The 19,802-nt window shown below is 62.3% G+C and carries 15 protein-coding genes; 1 reads left to right on the plus strand and 14 read right to left on the minus strand.

Annotation, left to right across the window (positions count from 1 at the left end; genetic code table 11):
• Positions 1-248: 248 nt before the first annotated feature.
• Positions 249-707: a Cd(II)/Pb(II)-responsive transcriptional regulator gene (cadR, locus tag IFT47_RS14615; RefSeq protein WP_122533975.1), complete on the minus strand. Its 459-nt coding sequence runs from the start codon at positions 705-707 to the stop codon at positions 249-251.
• Between the two features lie 84 nt (positions 708-791).
• Here cadR and IFT47_RS14620 point away from each other — a divergent pair, with 84 nt between their 5' ends.
• Positions 792-3,125, plus strand: coding sequence for a heavy metal translocating P-type ATPase (locus IFT47_RS14620; RefSeq protein WP_192171253.1), 2,334 nt, complete (start codon positions 792-794; stop codon positions 3,123-3,125).
• A gap of 198 nt (positions 3,126-3,323) precedes the next feature.
• Here IFT47_RS14620 and hutG read toward each other — a convergent pair whose 3' ends face one another.
• The 13 genes from hutG to hutC all read right to left on the minus strand — a co-directional run bounded on the left by hutG (position 3,324) and on the right by hutC (position 19,621).
• A complete protein-coding gene (gene hutG, locus IFT47_RS14625; protein ID WP_192171252.1) occupies positions 3,324-4,127 on the minus strand; it encodes an N-formylglutamate deformylase in 804 nt (267 codons plus the stop codon).
• Positions 4,128-4,140: 13 nt separating this feature from the next.
• Complete coding sequence (hutI, locus tag IFT47_RS14630) at positions 4,141-5,346, minus strand: imidazolonepropionase (RefSeq protein ID WP_192171251.1); 1,206 nt, start codon at positions 5,344-5,346, stop codon at positions 4,141-4,143.
• Positions 5,347-5,509: 163 nt separating this feature from the next.
• Complete coding sequence (locus IFT47_RS14635) at positions 5,510-6,904, minus strand: amino acid permease (protein ID WP_192171250.1); 1,395 nt, start codon at positions 6,902-6,904, stop codon at positions 5,510-5,512.
• 187 nt (positions 6,905-7,091) lie between these two features.
• The gene (gene hutH / locus IFT47_RS14640; protein WP_407073211.1) at positions 7,092-8,642 is read right to left on the minus strand and encodes a histidine ammonia-lyase; all 1,551 of its coding nucleotides are present in this window, start codon (positions 8,640-8,642) and stop codon (positions 7,092-7,094) included.
• Positions 8,639-10,288, minus strand: coding sequence for a histidine ammonia-lyase (hutH, locus tag IFT47_RS14645; RefSeq protein WP_192171249.1), 1,650 nt, complete (start codon positions 10,286-10,288; stop codon positions 8,639-8,641). The genes hutH (IFT47_RS14640) and hutH (IFT47_RS14645) overlap by 4 nt, the downstream gene beginning before the upstream one ends.
• A gap of 13 nt (positions 10,289-10,301) precedes the next feature.
• Positions 10,302-11,186, minus strand: coding sequence for a quaternary amine ABC transporter ATP-binding protein (locus IFT47_RS14650; RefSeq protein WP_244655849.1), 885 nt, complete (start codon positions 11,184-11,186; stop codon positions 10,302-10,304).
• Complete coding sequence (locus tag IFT47_RS14655; RefSeq protein ID WP_192171248.1) at positions 11,183-12,034, minus strand: ABC transporter permease; 852 nt, start codon at positions 12,032-12,034, stop codon at positions 11,183-11,185. Before IFT47_RS14655 ends, IFT47_RS14650 begins: the two co-directional genes overlap by 4 nt.
• Before the next feature lie 205 nt (positions 12,035-12,239).
• Positions 12,240-13,205, minus strand: a complete 966-nt coding sequence (locus IFT47_RS14660; protein WP_192171247.1) for an ABC transporter substrate-binding protein — start codon at positions 13,203-13,205, stop codon at positions 12,240-12,242.
• Between the two features lie 139 nt (positions 13,206-13,344).
• Entirely contained in the window at positions 13,345-14,814 is a 1,470-nt protein-coding gene (locus tag IFT47_RS14665) for a purine-cytosine permease family protein (protein WP_192171246.1), read from the minus strand.
• Between the two features lie 176 nt (positions 14,815-14,990).
• Entirely contained in the window at positions 14,991-16,688 is a 1,698-nt protein-coding gene (gene hutU / locus IFT47_RS14670; RefSeq protein ID WP_192171245.1) for a urocanate hydratase, read from the minus strand.
• Between the two features lie 399 nt (positions 16,689-17,087).
• Positions 17,088-18,266 (minus strand): Na+/H+ antiporter NhaA, encoded by a 1,179-nt coding sequence (gene nhaA / locus IFT47_RS14675; RefSeq protein WP_192171244.1) that lies wholly within the window; start codon positions 18,264-18,266, stop codon positions 17,088-17,090.
• Positions 18,267-18,320: 54 nt separating this feature from the next.
• Positions 18,321-18,914 carry a HutD/Ves family protein gene (locus IFT47_RS14680; RefSeq protein ID WP_192171243.1) on the minus strand — a complete coding sequence of 198 codons (594 nt, stop codon included), beginning with the start codon at positions 18,912-18,914 and terminating at the stop codon, positions 18,321-18,323.
• Positions 18,911-19,621, minus strand: coding sequence for a histidine utilization repressor (gene hutC / locus IFT47_RS14685; RefSeq protein ID WP_192171477.1), 711 nt, complete (start codon positions 19,619-19,621; stop codon positions 18,911-18,913). The genes IFT47_RS14680 and hutC overlap by 4 nt, the downstream gene beginning before the upstream one ends.
• Positions 19,622-19,802 lie beyond the last annotated feature (181 nt).

The following is a 19,802-nucleotide window of genomic DNA, read 5'->3' on the forward strand; positions in this document are numbered from 1 at the left end:
ACGCCGACTTGTAGGACCGGCTTCAGCCGGGAAGGCGTCGGATGCCTCACCGTAAAAGTGATGGTGCGCAGACTGGCCTCTTCCCGGCTGAAGCCGGTCCTACTAAAGCATTCGCGTGCATTCAATGGGACTGGCTGAACGCCGACTTGTAGGACCGGCTTTAGCCGGGAAGGCGTCGGATGCCTCACCGCAAAAGTGATGGTGCGCAGACTGGCCTCTTCCCGGCGAAAGCCGGTCCCACTAACCAGTCAATGCCCGTGGCTGCGGCCTACGTGGGAGTGTTCGACGTCCGCTGCCACGACACTCCCGCTGATCTCCAGTCGATCAAGAATCCCGCAGTGATCCGGCGCCCCTTCGCTGCAGCGTTGGCGCAGGTCGACCAGTTGCTCCTGCAGCGCTTGCAGGCTCGCGACGCGGGCGTTCACGTGCTGGATGTGTTCGTCGATCAGCGCGTTGACGTTCTCGCACTGGTCCCGCGGACTGTCGCGCAACGCCAGAAGGCTGCGGATCTCGTCCAGCGTCATGTCCAGGCTGCGGCAGTTGCGGATGAACGTCAGGCGTTCGACGTGCTCCTGGGTGTACAGCCGATAGTTGCCGTCGCTGCGCGCGGGTTCGCTGAGCAGGCCCTCGCGCTCGTAATAGCGGATGGTTTCCACCGGGCAGTCCGTGAGTTTTGCCAGTTCGCCGATTTTAAATGAAGGGTTCATGTGCACGATCTAGATAAGGACGCTTGACCCTATAGTGGCTACAGGGTGTTCACTTGGCAACACGCACATTTAGAGACTCAATCCATGAGTGACTCTGTACCCACATCTTCATCGCACAAGCCTGCCCACGACTCGCACAACCATGCCGAGCACGATCACGCAGGGCATGACCATTCTGCCCATGATCACGCTGGGCACGATCACGCCGGTCATGAACACGGGCAAACCAAGCTCACGCCCGTGCACGACCATGCCGCCCACGCCTGCTGCTCCCACGACAGCGCGCCCGCCGTCGTGACCATCGATGGCGCATCAAATGCCGATGGAAAACTGAGCAGCTTCCGCATCGAAGCCATGGACTGCCCCACCGAGCAGACGCTGATCCAGAACAAGCTCGGCAAGATGAAGGGCATTCAGAAGCTTGAATTCAACCTGATCAATCGCGTGCTGGGCGTGTGGCATGAGCTGCCGTCCACCGATCCCATTCGCGACGCCATTGGCTCGCTGGGCATGCAGGCGGACCTCATCGAAGAGGGCGCCGACAAGGAAACAGCCTCGCTGCCACCTGCCAACAAACCGTGGTGGCCGCTGGCGCTGTCGGGTGTCGCTGCGTTGTCTGCTGAAGTCATCCACTTCACCAATGCCGCGCCCACCTGGGTGGTCGCCATCGTTGCGCTGGTCGCCATTTTCAGCGGCGGCCTGACCACGTACAAAAAGGGCTGGATCGCCCTGAAAAACTTCAACCTGAACATCAATGCGCTGATGAGCATCGCCGTCACCGGTGCGGTGCTGATCGGGCAATGGCCGGAAGCGGCGATGGTGATGTTTCTGTTCACCGTCGCCGAGCTGATCGAAGCCAAATCCCTAGACCGTGCCCGCAATGCCATTGGCGGCCTGATGCAGCTGACGCCGGAAACCGCGACCGTGCAGCAGAACGGCGAGTGGCTAGAGCTTGAGGTCAAAGATATTGCGCTGGGCAGCATCGTTCGGGTCAAGCCGGGTGAGCGCATCGGGCTGGACGGTGAAGTGGTTGCCGGCCAGTCGAGCATTGATCAGGCCCCGATCACGGGCGAAAGCCTCCCGGTCGAGAAGACCGTAGGCGACAAGGTCTTTGCTGGCACGATCAATCAGGCCGGTTCGCTGGAATACAAAGTGACCGCCGCTGCCAACAACTCGACGCTGGCGCGGATCATCCATGCCGTCGAGGCGGCCCAGGGTGCGCGCGCGCCGACTCAGCGTTTCGTTGACAGCTTTTCAAAGACCTACACGCCCGCCGTGTTCGCGCTGGCGCTGGGGATTGCGATCATCCCACCGCTGTTCATGGGTGCAGTGTGGTTTGACTGGATCTACCGCGCCCTGGTGCTGCTGGTGGTCGCGTGCCCGTGTGCGCTGGTGATTTCCACGCCGGTGACGATCGTCAGCGGTCTGGCGGCGGCGGCGCGCAAAGGCATTCTGGTCAAGGGCGGTGTGTACCTGGAAATGGGCCACAAGCTCGATTACCTGGCCCTCGACAAGACCGGCACCATCACCCACGGCAAACCGGTGCAGACCGATTACGTATTGCTCAACGAGTCACTGGGTGAGCAGGCACTGGCGATCTCGGCAAGCCTGGCCGGTCGCTCGGATCACCCCGTGTCTCAAGCCATCGCCAAGGCGGCGCAAGAAGGCGCTCGGTTGCCGGTCGAGGCGTTCGAAGCCCTTGCCGGGCTTGGTGTGAAAGGCGAGGTGCAAGGGCGTTTGTATCACTTGGGCAATCACCGCCTTGTGCATGACGCCGGGTATTGTTCGCCGGAACTGGAAGCGCAACTTGAAGCGCTGGAAAGCCAGGGCAAAACCGTGGTGCTGCTGTTCGACGCCTCCGGCCCGCTGGCGTTGTTTGCGGTCGCCGACACGGTCAAGGACAGCAGCCGCGAGGCCATCGAGCAGCTGCATGCGCTGGGCGTGAAGACGATGATGCTGACGGGCGACAATCCGCACACAGCCAAGGCCATCGCTGCTCAGGTGGGCATCGATCAGGCCCAGGGCAATCTGATGCCGACCGACAAGCTGCAAGCCATCGAAGCCCTGTACGCGCAGAACCACCGAGTGGGCATGGTCGGCGACGGCATCAACGATGCGCCGGCGCTGGCCCGGGCGGAGATCGGTTTTGCCATGGCGGCAGCGGGCACGGACACCGCCATCGAAACCGCTGATGTGGCGCTGATGGACGACGACCTGCGCAAGATCCCGGCCTTCATTCGTCTGTCGCGGGACACGGCGGCGGTGCTCAAACAGAACATCGCGCTGGCGCTGGTGATCAAGCTGATCTTTCTGGCGGTGACCTTCGCCGGGATGGCGACCATGTGGATGGCAGTGTTTGCCGACATGGGCGTCAGTCTGCTGGTGGTGGCCAACGGGTTGCGGTTGTTGAAGAAGTAACGCTCACCATCAGGAGACTGATGGCGCCCAGACAGGCCTCTTCCCGGCTGAAGCCGGTCCCACAAACGCCGCGTGCGCATCCAGTGGGACTGGCTTTAGCCGGGAAGGCGTCAGGTGCAATGCCGCAAAACTGATGGCGCTCAAACTGGCCTCTTCCCGGCTGAAGCCGGTCCCACCATGAGAATCATCAAGCCGGGTCTACTTGCCGTACTTTTCACGTGCCCAGGCGATCATTTCTTCCAGCAGCCCTTTCAACACCACCTGCGTCGGCTCAGCCAGGTCCGGGCGGTAGTGGAAGGGCACGAACTCGTCCATGTACGTGCTTTGCGCCAGTTCCAGTTGCACGGCGTGGATGTGGTTGGCCGGGTCGCCATAGTGGCGGGTGATGTGGCCGCCCTTGAAGCGCCCGTTGAGCACATGGCTGTAGTTCTTCGCGGCAGCGCACGCGGTATCCAGACGCTGGGCCAGCGCTTCATCACAGCTGGCGCCATTGAAGGTGCCGAGGTTGAAGTCCGGCAGCCGACCGTCAAACAGATGTGGAATGTGCCCACGAATGGAATGCGCGTCGAACAGCAGCGCATAACCGAACTCGGCGCGCAGGCGTTCAAGCTCGCCGCGTAGCGTCTCGTGATAGGGCGTCCAGATCTTCTCCAGATAAGTCGCGCGTTCTTCCTTGCTCGGCGCCTGACCCTCTTTGAACAGCGGATCGCCCTCGAACAGCGTCGACGGGAACAGCCCGGTGGTCGCGCCGGCGTACAGCGGCGTGTCGTCGGACGGACGATTGAGGTCGATGACGAAGCGCGAATATTCCGCCGAGAGCACGCTTGCCCCCAGATCAGACGCAAAGTCATACAGGCGCGGAATGTGCCAGTCGGTGTCCGGCAGGCTCACGGCCTCATCCACCAGACCGTCCCGCACGGCGGGCGTCAGGTGCAGTCCCGGGTGCGGCATGCTGATCAGCAGCGGTACGCGACCGCGAGTGAAACTCAGAACCTTGTCCACAGTATTCCCCTGATTAGAGAGTGCGTTCCACGCCATGACGCACGACGCGTTTGTCCAGATCGCCGCCCAGCCAGTAGGCGAGGTCGGCGGGCCGTTCGATGTGCCATGCGACAAAATCCGCCGTTTTGCCAACTTCCAGCGAGCCATGGGTCTCGGCCATGCCCAGCGCCTGTGCTGCGTGGACAGTTGCGCCGGCCAGGGCTTCTTCCGGCGTCATGCGGAACAGTGTGCAGGCCATGTTCAGCATCAGCCGCAGCGACAGACCCGGCGACGTGCCCGGATTGAGATCGGTGGAAATGGCGATCTTCACCCCGTGTTTGCGCAGGGCATCCATCGGCGGCAATTGAGTTTCGCGCAGGAAGTAGAACGCCCCCGGCAGCAGTACCGCGACCGTGCCTGAGGCCGCCATCGCAATGGCGTCTTCTTCGGTCATGAACTCCAGATGGTCAGCCGACAGCGCTTGATAACGCGCCGCCAGACTCGAGCCATGCAGCGAAGACAACTGCTCGGCGTGCAGCTTGACCGGCAGGCCCAGCTGGCCGGCGGTGATGAACACCTGTTCGACCTGGGCCGGCGAGAACGCCAGGTATTCGCAGAACGCATCGACGGCATCCACCAGATTTTCCGCCGCCAGCGCCGGCAGCATTTCGCTGCAGATGTGAGCGATGTAGTCGTCGGCGCGGTCTTTGTATTCCGGCGGCAGGGCATGGGCGGCCAGGCAGGTGCTGCGCACGGTGACCGGCAGGTTTTCACCCAGCTGGCGAATCACCCGCAGGATTTTGCGTTCGCTGGCGAGGTCCAGGCCGTAGCCGGATTTCATCTCGATCGTGGTCACGCCGTCCCTTAGCAAGTGCAGCAGACGACGTTCAGCGCTGGCGTAAAGCTCTTCTTCACTGGCGGCGCGGGTGGCGCGCACGGTGCTGGCAATGCCGCCGCCCGCTGCCGCGATTTCCGCGTAGCTGACGCCCTGCAGACGCTGCTCGAACTCGCCGCTGCGGTTACCGCCGAACACCGTGTGCGTGTGGCAATCGATCAGGCCGGGCGTCACCCATGCGCCGTTCAGGTCGACGCGCTTGATGTCGCCCTGGTCCGGCAGCGCGTGGAGAGGACCGATCCAGACGATCCGCGCTGCATCGGTCACGATGGCGGCGTCCTCGATGATCGAGTACGTGCCGTTCGCCATGGTTGCTGCGTGACAGTGGTGCCAGAGCGTTTTCATCGATCTCTCCAAAGTTTCGGTTTTACAGCCTGTTGCAAGTACTAAGTGTAGGAGTGAGCTTGCTCGCGAAGCGGCAAGTGTCTCCGCCGAATATTCGGCGCCTGAAATTCAGTCTTCGCGAGCAAGCTCGCTCCCACACGGACCGTTCATGACAGTCCATTTATCAGCTGTTTGATGTGGCCTTTATCAGGTTCTGCTTCGGCTTTACCCAGATCCAGTACGCAACCACCAGCAACCCGATCCACACCGCCCCCACCACCAGCGCGGCCTGGCTGTCCGGGAAATAACCCAGCACGCCGAACACGAACACCATGAACAACGTGGCAACAATCGGCGCGACGGGCCAGAACGGCACCGGGAATTTCAGCTGGGCGACTTCTTCTGCGCTCATCGAGCGGCGCATGGCGATCTGCGTGACCAGAATCATCAGCCACACCCAGACCGTCGCGAAGGTCGCGATCGAGGCGATCAGCAGGAACACGTTTTCAGGAATCAGGTAATTCAGCACAACGCCGCAGAGCAGCGCGACGCCCATCACCAGCACGGTCATCCAGGGCACGCCCTGGGCGGACAACTGAGCAAAACCCTTGGGCGCCTGACCTTGTATCGCCAGGCCGTACATCATGCGTCCGGCGCCGAAGATGTCGCTGTTGATCGCCGAAACGGCGGCAGTGATGACTACGATGTTGAGGACGGTCGCCGCAGAGGAAATCCCCAGGTGATCGAAGATCTGGACGAACGGGCTGCCCTGGCTGCCGATCTGCTGCCACGGATACAGCGACATCAGGACGAACAGCGTGAGCACGTAAAACAGCAGAATCCGCAGCGGCACCGCGTTGATCGCGCGGGGAATTACGCGCTCCGGGTTGCGTGCTTCACCGGCGGTGATGCCGATGATTTCGATGCCGCCAAAGGCGAACATCACCACCGCCAGCGAGGCCACGAGACCGCCGATGCCGTTGGGCATGAAGCCGCCGTAGGCCCATAGATTGCTCACGCTGCTGACGCCGCCGCCCGAGACCGAGCCGAGTCCGAACAGCATGATGCCGAAGCCGGCGAGGATCATCGCGATGATTGCGCCGACCTTCAGCAGCGACAGCCAGAACTCTGTTTCACCGAAGACTTTGACGCTGCACAGGTTCAGCGCGCCGATCAGAAAGACAATGCCGAGCACCCAGATCCAGCGCGGCACTTCGGGAAACCAGAAGCCCATGTAGATGCCGAACGCAGTGACATCGGCCAGGCAGACGATGACCATTTCGAATGCGTAGGTCCAGCCGAGGACAAACCCTGCGAGCGGACCCAGATACGTGGTGGCGTACTCGCCAAACGAGCCGGACACCGGGTTGCGCACGGCCATCTCGCCGAGAGCGCGCATGACCATGTAAACCGCAGCGCCGGCGATGATGTACACCAGCAGAACGGCGGGACCGGCCAGTTTGATGGCCGACGCGGAACCGTAGAACAACCCGGTGCCGATGGCCGAGCCCAGCGCCATGAAGCGAATGTGACGCGCGCTGAGCCCGCGTTTCAGATCTGTAGCGTTTTGCGATGTCATTTCACACGTTCCTAGTCTTACTTTTTGCTGCGAAACGAGAGGCTTTTGTAGGCGTGAGCTTGCTCGCGATTGCGGTGTGTCAGACGGTAAATGCGTTTCTGACCTATTGCATCGCGAGCAAGCTCATTCCTACAGGGGGTAATCCCCCCACTCATTTCAACGACAGGCCATCCCTGGCCTGTCCCGATCAGAAGCTCGGCAGCAGGTCAGCAGAAACCAGGTCGCTCAGGCAGTTGGAAGCCAGCAGCTCGATGGCGGCCTCGATATCAGGGGCGAAGAAGCGGTCTTTCTCGTAGAACGGGACTTTGCCGCGTAGCGTGGTGCGGGCGATTTCCAGTTTTTCGGAGGTCTTCAGACCGTTGCGCAAGTCCAGACCCTGACACGCAGCCAGCCATTCTACAGCCAGCACGCCGCGAGTGTTCTCCGCCATTTCCCACAAGCGCTTGCCAGCGGCGGGTGCCATCGATACATGGTCTTCCTGGTTGGCGGAGGTCGGCAGGCTGTCGACGCTGTGGGGGTGGGACAGCGCCTTGTTTTCACTGGCCAGCGCTGCAGCCGTGACCTGGGCAATCATGAAGCCGGAGTTGACGCCGCCGTTGGCCACCAGGAACGGCGGCAGCTGCGACATGTGCTTGTCCATCATCAGCGAGATGCGGCGTTCGCTCAGCGAGCCGATTTCAGCGATGGCCAAAGCGATGTTGTCGGCGGCCATGGCAACCGGTTCGGCGTGGAAGTTACCACCGGAAATCACTTCACCTTCGGCCGCGAACACCAGCGGGTTGTCTGACACCGCGTTGGATTCGATCGCCAGCACTTCGGCGGCCTGACGCAGTTGGGTCAGGCAGGCGCCCATGACTTGCGGCTGGCAGCGCAGAGAGTAGGGGTCCTGAACCTTGTCGCAGTCGCGGTGGGAGTCGGAGACCTGGCTGCCGTCGCCAAGCAGATCGCGATAGGCCGCAGCCGAGTCGATCTGGCCGCGCTGACCCCGTGCCGCATGAATACGTGCGTCGAAGGGTGCGCGAGAGCCAAGCACGGCTTCAACGGTCAGCGCGCCGCAGCTGAGGGCGCCGGCGAACAGGTCTTCGGCTTCGAACAGGCCGCGCAAGGCATAGGCCGTAGACACCTGCGTGCCGTTGAGCAGCGCCAGGCCTTCTTTGGCCGCCAGCGTCAATGGCTTGAGCCCGGCGATGGCCAGTGCTTCCACGGCATTCAGCCATTCGCCCTTGTAGCGCGCCTTGCCTTCGCCCAGCAGCACCAGCGACATGTGCGCCAATGGCGCGAGGTCGCCGGAGGCGCCCACCGAACCCTTGAGCGGGATGTGCGGGTAAACCTCAGCGTTGATCAGCGCAATCAGCGCGTCGATGACCTGACGGCGAATCCCGGAGAAACCCCGGCTCAGGCTGTTGACCTTGAGCACCATGATCAGGCGCACCAGCTCATCGCTGATCGGCTGACCAACGCCCGCGGCGTGGGACAGCACCAGTGAACGCTGCAGGTTTTCGAGGTCGGCGCTGGCGATGCGCGTTGACGCCAGCAGCCCGAAACCGGTGTTGATGCCGTAAGCGGTTCGGTTTTCGGCGAGTATCTGCTCGACGCAGGCCACGCTGTCTTCGATCTGCCGATTGGCGCTGGCGTCGAGGGTCAGCGTGACGGGCCGCTGATAAATCGCGCGCAGCTGGGCGAGGCTCAATTGGCCGGGGATCAGATTCAGCGGGGTCGCCTGTTGGGTGTCGGTCACGATGCTGCTACTCCTGATTGGGTATCGGTCGTCTGCGCTGAACCGGCGCCTGCCTGTCCTGCGCGAGGGGCGCTTGCGCTGCGACCGTTGTTGTCGGTGTTGTGGTGAGCGCCCACCGCGTAATCGCGGCAACGCTGGAATACGGTTTCCAATGACTCTTCGTTCTTGAGCAGGGTCACGCTGCTGGCGATGTCCGGCGCCAGCCAGCGGTCTTCGTCATAGGCCGGCACGCGCTCGCGCAACAGACGCCACGCCGCTTCGGTGCCCACGCCAAAGCGCGGGCCCTTGAAGAACTCGAACGCCTGGGCGGCCAGCAAATACTCGATCGCGAGGATCTGCGTCACGTTCTCCAGCACCTTGTGCAGCTTCAAGGCGGCGCTGGTGCCCATGCTCAGATGATCCTCCTGCAGGCCGGACGTCACGTAGTTGTCGATGACCGCCGGTTGTGCCAGCTGGCGGTTTTCCGCGCACAGTGAGGCGGCGACATATTGGGTGATCATCATTCCGGAGTTGACCCCCGGCTGGCTGACCAGAAACGCCGGCAGCCCGCTGACCGTGGGGTTGATCAGCCGGTCCAGCCGTCGCTCGGCAATCGAGCCCAGTTCGGCCATGGCAATCGCCAGCAGATCAGCCGCCATCGCCACGGACTGGCCATGGGGATTGGCCTGGGAAACCACGCGGTACGCTTCAGGCGTGCCGAGCAGCAGCGGGTTGTCGGTGGCCGAGTTGAGCTCGATTTCGATCTGCCGTGTGGCGTGGGCCAGCTGGTCGCGGGTGGCGCCGTGGACCTGCGGAATCGAGCGGATGCTCAAGGCGTCCTGGGTGCGGATGCCCTGACTGTTGGCGAGCACTTCACTGCCGGCGAGCAGGCCGCGCAGGTTTTTGCCGACTTGCTGCATGCCGGGGTGTGGCTTGAGCGCAATAATGGTTTCGTCAAAAGCGTCGAGCTGGCCGCGCAGGCCCTCGAAGGTCATGGCGCTGATCACATCCGCCCACTGCATCAGGCGATTCACGTCGGCGATGGCCAGGCAGCTGAGGCCGGTCATGCACGGCGTGCCGTTGACCAGACACAGACCGTCCTTCGCTCCCAGCTCCACCGGCGACAAGCCTTCTTCGCTAAGCGCCTGCAACGCCGACATCACCTGCCCGCGATAACTGACCTGGCCCACACCGAGCAGTGCGACGCCGATGTGCGCCATGTGCGTGAGGTATCCCACCGAACCCTGGGACGGCACTTGCGGGGTGATGCGTCGATTGAGCAGGGCGAGCAAGGCCTCGACCACCTGACGATGAATCCCGGATTTGCCCTGGCTGTAGTTGATGATCGCAGCACAGGTGATCGCGCGGGTCTGCTCGTCCGGTAACGCCGGGCCGACGCCGCAGGCATGGCTGAGCAGGGTGTTGCGCGACAGTCGGCCAAGCTGCTCGTCGGCCAGTGACACGTTGCACAGCGCGCCGAGGCCGGTGTTCACGCCATAGGCGCGTTCGCCGCTGGCAACGATGCGCTGCACGATCGCCTGGGCATTGTCGATCCGCGCCCACGCGCTTTCCGACAGCGACAGCGTCGCGCCATGACGGGCAACCGCGGTCACGTCCCGCCAGCTGAGCGGGCCTTCGCCGATGATGATCTGTTCTGCTCGCGACATGACCACAGCGTCCTTAGAGAGTCGCCACGCGCCGCTGCACGAAACGATCTACGTAATCGTCGGCGGGCGAGTAGAGGATTTCTTTCGGCGTGCCGACCTGAATCAGCCGACCGTCCTTGAGAATGGCGATGCGGTTGCCGATGCGCACGGCTTCGTCGAGGTCGTGGGTGATGAACACGATGGTTTTCTTCAGGCTCGACTGCAGCTCCAGCAACTGGTCCTGCATCTCGGCGCGAATCAGCGGGTCGAGTGCGCTGAACGCTTCGTCCATCAGGATGATGTCGGTGTCAGCCGCCAGCGCCCGTGCCAGGCCGACGCGCTGACGCATGCCGCCGGAAAGCTGATGCGGGTACTTTTTCTCGTAGCCCTTCAGGCCCACCGTGGTGATCCAGTGCTGCGCGCGCTCGGCGCATTGCGCTTTGCTTTCGCCACGAATGGTCAAGCCGTAGGCGACGTTGTCGATCACAGTCTTGTGCGGCAGCAGGCCAAAGCTCTGAAACACCATGCTGATCTTGTGCCGACGGAAGTTGCGCAGCGCTTCCATGTCGTAGGTCAGGATGTTCTCGCCATCGACCAGGATCTCGCCGCTGGTGGGATCGATCAGGCGATTGAAGTGCCGCACCAGGGTCGATTTGCCGGAGCCCGACAGGCCCATGATCACGAAGATCTCGCCGCTGGAAATGGACAGCGACAGGTCATTCACCCCGACCACGCAGCCGGTCTGCGCCAGGACCTGATCCTTGCTCTGGTTGTTCTGCACCATGGCCAGCGCATCTTTCGCGCGGTTGCCGAAGATCTTGTACACGTTCTTGACGACGATTTTGCCGCCCGTGTTCTCTGGAACGCCCGCGCTCAGTGGATTGCCCGAGCTCGCTGGATTAATAGTCTCGACGCTCATTTGTTCGCCTCATGCCGTGGACGGCCGTAGGCCTGCGTAATGCGGTCGATCACGACCGCCAGAATGACGATGGCCAAACCCGCTTCCAGGCCACGACCGACGTTGAGGGTCTGGATGCCGACCAGCACGTCTTCGCCCAGACCGCGGGCACCGATCATCGAGGCGATCACCACCATCGACAGCGCCATCATCGTGGTCTGGTTGATCCCGGCCATGATGCTCGGCAGGGCCAGCGGCAGTTGCACGCCAAACAGTTGCTGCCAGCGGTTGGCGCCGAACGCGTTGATCGCTTCCATAACCTCGCCATCGACCTGACGAATGCCCAGATCGGTCAGGCGAATCAGCGGCGGCGCAGCGTAGATGACCGTGGCGAAGATCGCCGGGACCTTGCCCAGACCGAACAGCATCAGCACCGGAATCAGGTACACGAAGCTGGGCATGGTCTGCATGATGTCCAGCAGCGGCATCAGCACCGAGCGCAGGCGATTGCTGCGCGCCGACAGAATGCCGAGCGGTATGCCGATGATCACCGAGATCACCGTGGCGACCAGCATCAGCGCCAGGGTCTGCATCAGCTTGTCCCACAGGCCCACGGCACCGACCAGGAACAGCAGGCCGACGATGACCACCGTGGTGGTGATCTTGCGGGTCGCGTGCCAGGCGATCAGGCCGACGATGGCCAGCAGCAGCCACCACGGCGCAACGCGCAGCAGGCCTTCGAGCTTGACGATGGCCCACAGCAGCGTGTCGGAGATGTGCCGGAACACGTCGCCGTAGTTGGTGACCAGCTTGTCGACCCAGTCATTGACCCAGTCGGCGATGGAGAACGTGAAGCTTTCGGGAAACATATCGTTATCTCATTCAAATACTGCGTGCGGATCCGTGCTCTGCTAATGCCTGGGGCGGGTGGTTGACGACGAATCTGTGGGAGCGAGCTTGCTCGCGAAGTTCTTGTATTCGCCACATTTTCGACGCCTGATCATCCCCATTCGTAAGCAAGCGAAGGCCTACAGGTTCGGATGCCGCCGGATCGCACGGCACCCGGATCAAGGTTTACAGCGAAGCATCCACCTTCTTCGCCGCATCCTCGCTCACCCACTGATGCCACACTTCCGGGTGTTCCTTGAGGAAGATCTTCGCCAGCTTCGGCGACTCGATACGTTCCTTGGTCATGCGCGCCAGATTCTGGTTGAGCAGGTCGATCGGGATGTTGACCTTCTCCATCACCGCCACCAGCTCAGGCGCCTGTTCGTGGAATGCCTTGGACAGGCCGACCTTGATCTCGATGGTCTTGTTCACGCCGTCTTTCTCTTCCAGGCGCACCATGTCCACCTGGCCCATCAGCGGGGTCGGCGACCAGTAGTACGCCAGAATCGGCTCGCCACGTTTGTAGCTGGACAGAATCGCCGCATCCAGCGCCGGGCCGGTGCCCGGGCGGAAGTTGGTGTATTTGCTTTCCAGGCCATAGCTTTTCAGCATCTCGCTGTTTTCCAGCTCGCAGGTCCAGCCCGCCGGGCAGTTATAGAAACGGCCTTTCTCCGGCTCCTCGGCGTCCTTGAACAGCGCTGCGTATTTACCCAGGTCGGCGATGGACTTCAGGTCAGGCGCCTTGGCTTCCAGCTTGCGCTTGGCGTCGCCTTCGATCACATAACGCGGCACGTACCAGCCTTCCACCGCGCCCTTCACCGGCGAACCGACGCCGACCACTTTGCCGGCGGCTTCAGCCTTGTTCCAGACTTCGCTGCGACCCACCCACTCTTCGGCAAACACTTGAATATCGTTGGTGCTCAGGGCGTTTTCCATGGTGATGGAGTTGCCCGGCAGGCTGTCCGTTTCGCAGCCATAGCCCTTGTTCAGCACAACTTGCAGCACGTCGGTCAGCAGCATTGCGCTTTCCCAGTTCAGGCCGGCGAATTTCACCGGCTTGCCGGACTCGCACCATCCCGCAGCCTGACTGGCGCCACTGGCGAGCACGCCCGCGGTGAGCAACGTGGATAGCAGGGCCTTTTTCGTGTTCATTGAGTGACGCTCCGGTCTTGTAGTGGATGACGGCAGTAACGAAAACAGACGGCTTCCAGCCTAGGGGAGAGGCACTTGTCGGCCTCGTCCCGCTTCTCTCTCCAGCATGCCCCCTGCAACAGACGTGCATGACGAACGGTCAGTTCACCGCGACGTGCGCAGGGGCAACGGTGCAACTTGCCTGATGCGCCCCCGAATCCGCCGGCAGGATCAGGCGATCGGCCACGTTGCCCGGCCACCTCTTCGCCGCCACGTAGTACAGCACAGCCGGCACGATGAGGCCGATGATCCACGAGATGTCGGTGTCATCAAGGCTCGCCACCAGCGGCCCGGTGTAGAAATGTGTGGAGATGAACGGCATCTGAATCAGCACGCCCAGCACGTAAATCCCGATGCCCATCCCGTTCCAGCGGCCATAGCGACCGTTCGGGTCCGACAGAGCGGGAATGTCGTAGCGCTCTTTGGTGATGCAGTAGAAATCCACCAGATTGATCGCGCTCCACGGCGTGAAGAACGCCAGCAGAAACAGGATGAAGGCCGAGAAGTCCTTGAGAAACGAGTCCTTGCCCAGCAGCGCAAGCGCCGTCGCGATGCCGACCATGGCGAAGATGTACGTCAGCCGCAGCGCGCTGGAGATATGCCGGTTGCCGCGAAAGCCGCTGACGATGGTGGCGATGGACATGAAGCTGCCGTAGGCGTTGAGCGTGGTGATGGTCACCTTGCCGAACGCGATGCTGAAATACAGCGCGGCGGCCACCGCGCCGGTCCCGCCGAGGCCGACGATGAACGAGACCTCGTGATGGGCGAAGTTCTTGCCGGCCAGCGCCGCCGCGAACACGCCGAAGACCATGGACGCCTGCGCGCCGATCACCGAACCCAGGCCCACCGCCCAGAAGGTTTTGCCAGCCGACGTGCTGCGCGGCAGGTAGCGCGAGTAGTCCGCGACGTAAGGGCCGAAAGCGATCTGCCAGGACGCCGACAGGGAAATCGCCAGCAGGAAACTGCTCAGCGAGAAGTGCTTGTTGCCCAGCAGCGCGCCTACGTCGTTGCCCGCCAGCAGCGCGGCGAACAGATAGACGAAGGCAATCACGCCGATGAGGCTGGCGACACGGCCGATCATGTGGATGACCCGGTAGCCCAGAATGGTCAGTACCACGATGGCGGCGGCGAAGATGACCACGCCCTGCCAGTCCGGCACGTTAATCAGTTGCGCCACCGCCTGGCCTGCGAGCAGCGAGCCGCTGGCGGAAAACCCGATGTACATCAGGCACACCAGCACCAGCGGAATTACCGCGCCGTAGACGCCGAACTGCACCCGGCTGGAAATCATCTGCGGCAGGCCGAGCTTCGGTCCTTGTGCCGCGTGGAGCGCCATGACGCCACCGCCGATGAGCTGACCGATGAACAGCCCGATCAACGACCAGAACACATCGCCGCCCAGCACCACGGCCAGGGCCCCGGTGACGATCGCGGTGATCTGCAGGTTGGCGCCCAGCCACAGCGTGAACTGACTGAACAGACGACCGTGTCGTTCGGCGTCAGGGATGTAATCGATCGAACGCCGCTCGATCACGGAAGCAGGTGCAGCACGATCATCTGGAACAGCCATCTCAAACATCCCCCTAAGCGAGTGTCGGCACGCGCAAATTCTGCAAAATGCATCCCTCTGTAGGAGTGAGCTTGCTCGCGAAGAGGCCGGTACAGACGACGCTTCACCTGCGTCTGGGCCTAAGCATTCGCGAGCAAGCTCGCTCCCACATGGGCTGCGAGCAACCCGGGCATTGATCAGTTATTGATCATCGGCAGGTTCAGACCCTGCTCTTTGGCGCAGTCGATCGCGATCTGATAACCCGCATCGGCATGACGCATCACGCCGGTGGCCGGGTCGTTGTGCAGGACGCGGGCGATGCGCTCGGCGGCTTCATCGGTGCCGTCGCAGACGATGACCATGCCCGAGTGCTGCGAGAAGCCCATGCCGACGCCGCCGCCATGGTGCAGCGAGACCCAGGTCGCGCCGCTCGCGGTGTTGAGCAGGGCATTGAGCAGTGGCCAGTCGGACACGGCGTCGGAGCCGTCCTGCATCGATTCGGTCTCGCGGTTCGGGCTGGCGACGGAGCCGGAGTCCAGGTGATCGCGACCGATGACTACCGGCGCCGACAGCTCGCCGCTGCGGACCATTTCGTTGAACGCCAGGCCCAGCTTGGCGCGCTGACCCAGCCCGACCCAGCAGATACGTGCCGGCAGACCCTGGAAGCTGATGCGCTCACGGGCCATGTCCAGCCAGTTGTGCAGGTGCGCGTCGTCCGGGATCAGCTCTTTGACTTTGGCGTCGGTCTTGTAGATGTCTTCAGGATCGCCCGACAGCGCGGCCCAGCGGAAAGGACCGACGCCACGGCAGAACAGCGGACGAATGTAAGCGGGCACGAAACCGGGGAAATCGAAGGCGTGGGTCACGCCGACTTCCTTGGCCATCTGACGGATGTTGTTGCCGTAGTCGAACGTTGGCACGCCCATTTTCTGGAACGCCAGCATGGCCTCGACGTGCTCGACCATGGACTGCTTGGCGGCCTTGACCACAGCGGCAGGCTCGGTGGCGGCGCGCTCGCGGTACTGCTCCCAGGTCCAGCCTTTTGGCAGGTAGCCATTGAGCGGGTCATGGGCGCTGGTCTGGTCGGTAACCATGTCCGGGCGCACGCCACGTCGGACCATTTCCGGGAGGATCTCGGCGGCGTTGCCGCACAGGGCGATGGAGATCGCCTTGCCTTCGGCGGTGTATTTGGCGATGCGGGCGAGGGCGTCGTCGAGGTCAGTGGCTTGCTCGTCGACGTAACGGGTCTTCAGGCGGAAATCGATGCGGCTCTGCTGGCATTCGATGTTCAGCGAGCAGGCGCCCGCCATGCCGGCAGCCAGCGGCTGTGCGCCACCCATGCCGCCAAGGCCTGCGGTCAACACCCAACGGCCTTTCAGGTTGCCGTCGTAATGCTGGCGACCGGCTTCGACGAAGGTTTCGTAGGTGCCCTGAACGATGCCCTGGCTGCCGATGTAGATCCAGCTGCCGGCGGTCATCTGGCCGTACATGGCCAGGCCTTTGGCGTCCAGTTCGTTGAAATGCTCCCAGCTCGCCCAGTGCGGCACCAGGTTGGAGTTGGCGATCAGTACGCGCGGTGCGTTGCTGTGAGTCTTGAACACGCCGACCGGCTTGCCGGATTGCACCAGCAGGGTTTCGTCGTCATTCAGGTTCGTCAGGCTTTCGACGATCTTGTCGTAGCATTCCCAGTTGCGCGCTGCACGACCGATACCGCCGTAGACCACCAGTTCGTTCGGGTTCTCGGCGACTTCCGGGTCGAGGTTGTTCATCAACATCCGCAACGGTGCCTCGGTCATCCAGCTCTTGGCCGTCAGTTGCGTGCCACGGGCGGCGCGGATTTCCACATCGCGGCGTTTGGTCCATTGCTGAGCAGGGGTGTTGTGGTCAGTAGTCACTTAACAATCCTCGATGATCAATCCGGCCGGGACGCGGGGTCCGTGACGAATGTGGGAATAAGGTTCTGCATGAGCGTCGCTGCTGTGATCCGAACCGGGCGTGGACGCCTTTTATCGACTCATGCTTACTTGTACATACAAGCATATGCAACCAAGGGGCCAATGTTGGTTTTGCAGGCGCAGAAATCCCGTCGGCCCGCTCTGCGTCGGGCTTGCCAAGATTTCAGGTGTAAGGAGGGTTACGGATGCAAAGAAGATGAAACGAAGGAAATTGTTACTTTTCGGTGCGAACGCCCCAGCTCAGTGCGCGAATTGGGTAACAGAACGTCGTGTGCAGATATCGCTGCCGACACCTGACCTGTGGGAGCGCTGGGTATATCAGGGTAGTCTCAGCGCTAATCAGTGCTGCGCCAGCTTGCTGCGCAACAGCAACACCCCGGCAAGCGCCGACGCGATCGACCCCAGCAACACGCCCACTTTCACTTCATCGATCAGATGCGCTGCGCCCGGGAAGGCCAGGTTGCCGATAAACAGGCTCATGGTGAACCCGATGCCGCAGAGCAGGGCCACGCCATACAGTTGCGGCCAGTTGCTGCCTTCCGGCAGGGTTGCCAGGCCGGATCGGATCGCCAGCACGGCTGCGAGAAACACGCCGATCTGCTTGCCGACGAACAACCCCAGTGCCACGCCCAGCGGCACCGGATCGACCAGATTGCCGAGGGTGATGCCCGACAGGGACACGCCCGCATTGGCGAAGCCGAAAATCGGCACCACCGCGAACGCCACCCAGTAGTGCATTTTTTCTTCAAGGAACAGCAGCGGCGAGCGGGCTTCTTCCTTGGGCGTGCCCAGCGGAATGCACAGTGCCAGCGCCACACCGGCCAGCGTCGCGTGCACGCCGGATTGCAACACGAAGAACCACAACAGCAGACCCAGCAGCAGGTACGGCAGCAATCGCTGCACGCCCATGCGGTTCATGATCACCAGCACGGCCAGCGTCGCGAAGGAGGCACCGAGCATCGGCATGTTCAGGCCGCTGCTGTAGAACAGAGCGATGATAGTGACGGCGCCCAGGTCATCGAGAATCGCCAGTGCGGCCAGAAACACCTTTAACGACGTCGGCACCCGCTTGCCCAGCAACGAAAGCACGCCGAGAGCGAAGGCGATATCGGTGGCCGCAGGAATCGCCCAGCCGCTCAGGGTTTCGGCGTTGCCCATGTTGATGCCGATATAGATCAGCGCCGGCACCAGCATGCCGCCCGCTGCCGCAAAACCGGGGAGCGCGCGCTGACCCCAAGTGGCAAGGCCACCGGCCAACACTTCGCGTTTGATTTCCAGACCGACCATCAGAAAGAAGATCGCCATCAGCCCGTCGTTGATCCACAGCTCGATCGACAACCCGCCCCACACACTGTGCAGTGCGGCGAAATACGAGGGGGCGAGGGGGGAGTTGGCAACGATGATTGCCGCGAGGGCAGCGCCCATCAGCACAAGGCCGCCTGCCGACTCCGATGAAAGAAAACTGGCAAGAATGGCGAGGGCTCGGGGGCTTTCTTTATTGTTGTTGAGCGTCGTCATGGTCGTCCCTGTGCTGGCGAAAAAAAACGCAATCTACCACAGGGACGGCGGGACTCAGACGCGTGACAATTCGATCACGCACACGCGACTGGCGCGAGGGGCGTAGAGCACAACCTCCAGCAGCCCGCCTGCAGCGTTGTCCAATTGCAGGCAATCGTGTTTTTCCAGCCGTTGCGGCGGATGCTCGCCGACATTGGCGGCCATCTGCTCGGCCGCGCTGAATACCACGAACATGTTGGCCGAACTGAAAAACCGCTGCGGCTGCATCACGTCGATCCACTGCAGGCGCGCGCGGTAGCGGGCGGGCGAGTAGATCAGGTTGAAGTCGCGTATCGGGCCGTCGAGTAGCGTGCATGACACTGCGCTGTCGCCGCTGAACGCGAACGGATCGGACGGCAGCAGTGGCTCGCTGTCCTTGCCATCGATGTTCAGCGTCATGCCTGCGCCTTGCAGCACCGTGATGATGCGCTGATAACCGGCGAACACCGAAAAGCCGCCCGACTCACCGATGTCGGCAATCGACAACCGCCAGCCGAAACCCTCCAGGCCTTCGCCGGCATCGCGAGTGATTTCCTCGGTGCTGCCGCCGCCGTTTTTCCAGGGCATGCGCGGGTAGTCAGCGGCGCGCAGAACAGTCAGTTGAGTCATTTGCTGAAGCGTCCTTCCAGGCGGTGGCGTGAACCGGGATGAATCAGGCGGGCGGCGGTCACTGGTTGGCGGCCGGACCAGGTGCGCCGACGCACCAGCAGGCACGGCTCGCCCTTCTCGATCTGCAGCAATGTGCACTCGTCGGGCTCAGCGAGAATCGCCTCAACCACGTGCTCGCCCTCGGTCAGCGGCGCGACCTGAGACAGATAGGCGTAGGGCGTTTGTTGGGTGAAATCCTGCTGCAGGTAGTCCGGCGCGACGAGGGCGTTAACGAAACGGTCCTCGATTTGCACGGGGATATCGTTTTCGAAATGCACGATCAGCGAGTGAAACACTCGCTGGCCTTCACGCATGTCCAGCGCCAGCGCGCGTTCGGAACCAGCGGCTTCTTCCGTGAGGATGATCACCTGGCAGGTGTGGGTATGTCCGCGGGCGGCGATCTCATCGGCGATGTTATGCACTTCGAACAGTGCCGATTGGGTCTTGGGCTCGGCGACGAATGTACCGACGCCTTGCATGCGCACCAGCAGCCCTTCGGCGGTCATCTCGCGCAGGGCGCGGTTGATGGTCATGCGGCTGAAGCCCAGCTGCGTCACCAGTTCGCTCTCGGACGGTACGCGGTGGTGCGGCGGCCACGTGCCGTTCTGAATCTGTTGGGTGATCATGTGCTTCACCCTGGCGTACAGCGGCGCCGGACTGTCACCCATCTGGGAGGCCAGCGGCAAATTGGCAGGCGGAGTCGGCACAGAGAAATCCTTGTTATGGCGTTATTCAGGCGAAAGAGGTTACAGCGTCCACGCTAACCATTAACAGGTGTGCCGACAAGCGCGGCGCAGTTTACCGGCCGTATAAACGTCTGTATATGTATAGACAATTTCACGCAAGGGG

It is taken from the genome of Pseudomonas sp. CFBP 13711, assembly GCF_014842265.1.
Taxonomy (GTDB): Bacteria; Pseudomonadota; Gammaproteobacteria; order Pseudomonadales; family Pseudomonadaceae; genus Aquipseudomonas.

Coding starts and splice junctions, on each gene's coding strand:
- IFT47_RS14655 (WP_192171248.1), bottom strand. CDS start 12,034: ATGTTTCCCGAAAGCTTCACGTTCTCCATCGCCGACTGGGTCAATGAC.
- hutC (WP_192171477.1), bottom strand. CDS start 19,621: ATGGGTGACAGTCCGGCGCCGCTGTACGCCAGGGTGAAGCACATGATC.
- hutH (WP_192171249.1), bottom strand. CDS start 10,288: ATGTCGCGAGCAGAACAGATCATCATCGGCGAAGGCCCGCTCAGCTGG.
- IFT47_RS14650 (WP_244655849.1), bottom strand. CDS start 11,186: ATGAGCGTCGAGACTATTAATCCAGCGAGCTCGGGCAATCCACTGAGC.
- hutI (WP_192171251.1), bottom strand. CDS start 5,346: ATGAAAACGCTCTGGCACCACTGTCACGCAGCAACCATGGCGAACGGC.
- cadR (WP_122533975.1), bottom strand. CDS start 707: ATGAACCCTTCATTTAAAATCGGCGAACTGGCAAAACTCACGGACTGC.
- IFT47_RS14665 (WP_192171246.1), bottom strand. CDS start 14,814: ATGGCTGTTCCAGATGATCGTGCTGCACCTGCTTCCGTGATCGAGCGG.
- IFT47_RS14680 (WP_192171243.1), bottom strand. CDS start 18,914: ATGACTCAACTGACTGTTCTGCGCGCCGCTGACTACCCGCGCATGCCC.
- IFT47_RS14660 (WP_192171247.1), bottom strand. CDS start 13,205: ATGAACACGAAAAAGGCCCTGCTATCCACGTTGCTCACCGCGGGCGTG.
- IFT47_RS14635 (WP_192171250.1), bottom strand. CDS start 6,904: ATGACATCGCAAAACGCTACAGATCTGAAACGCGGGCTCAGCGCGCGT.
- nhaA (WP_192171244.1), bottom strand. CDS start 18,266: ATGACGACGCTCAACAACAATAAAGAAAGCCCCCGAGCCCTCGCCATT.
- IFT47_RS14620 (WP_192171253.1), top strand. CDS start 792: ATGAGTGACTCTGTACCCACATCTTCATCGCACAAGCCTGCCCACGAC.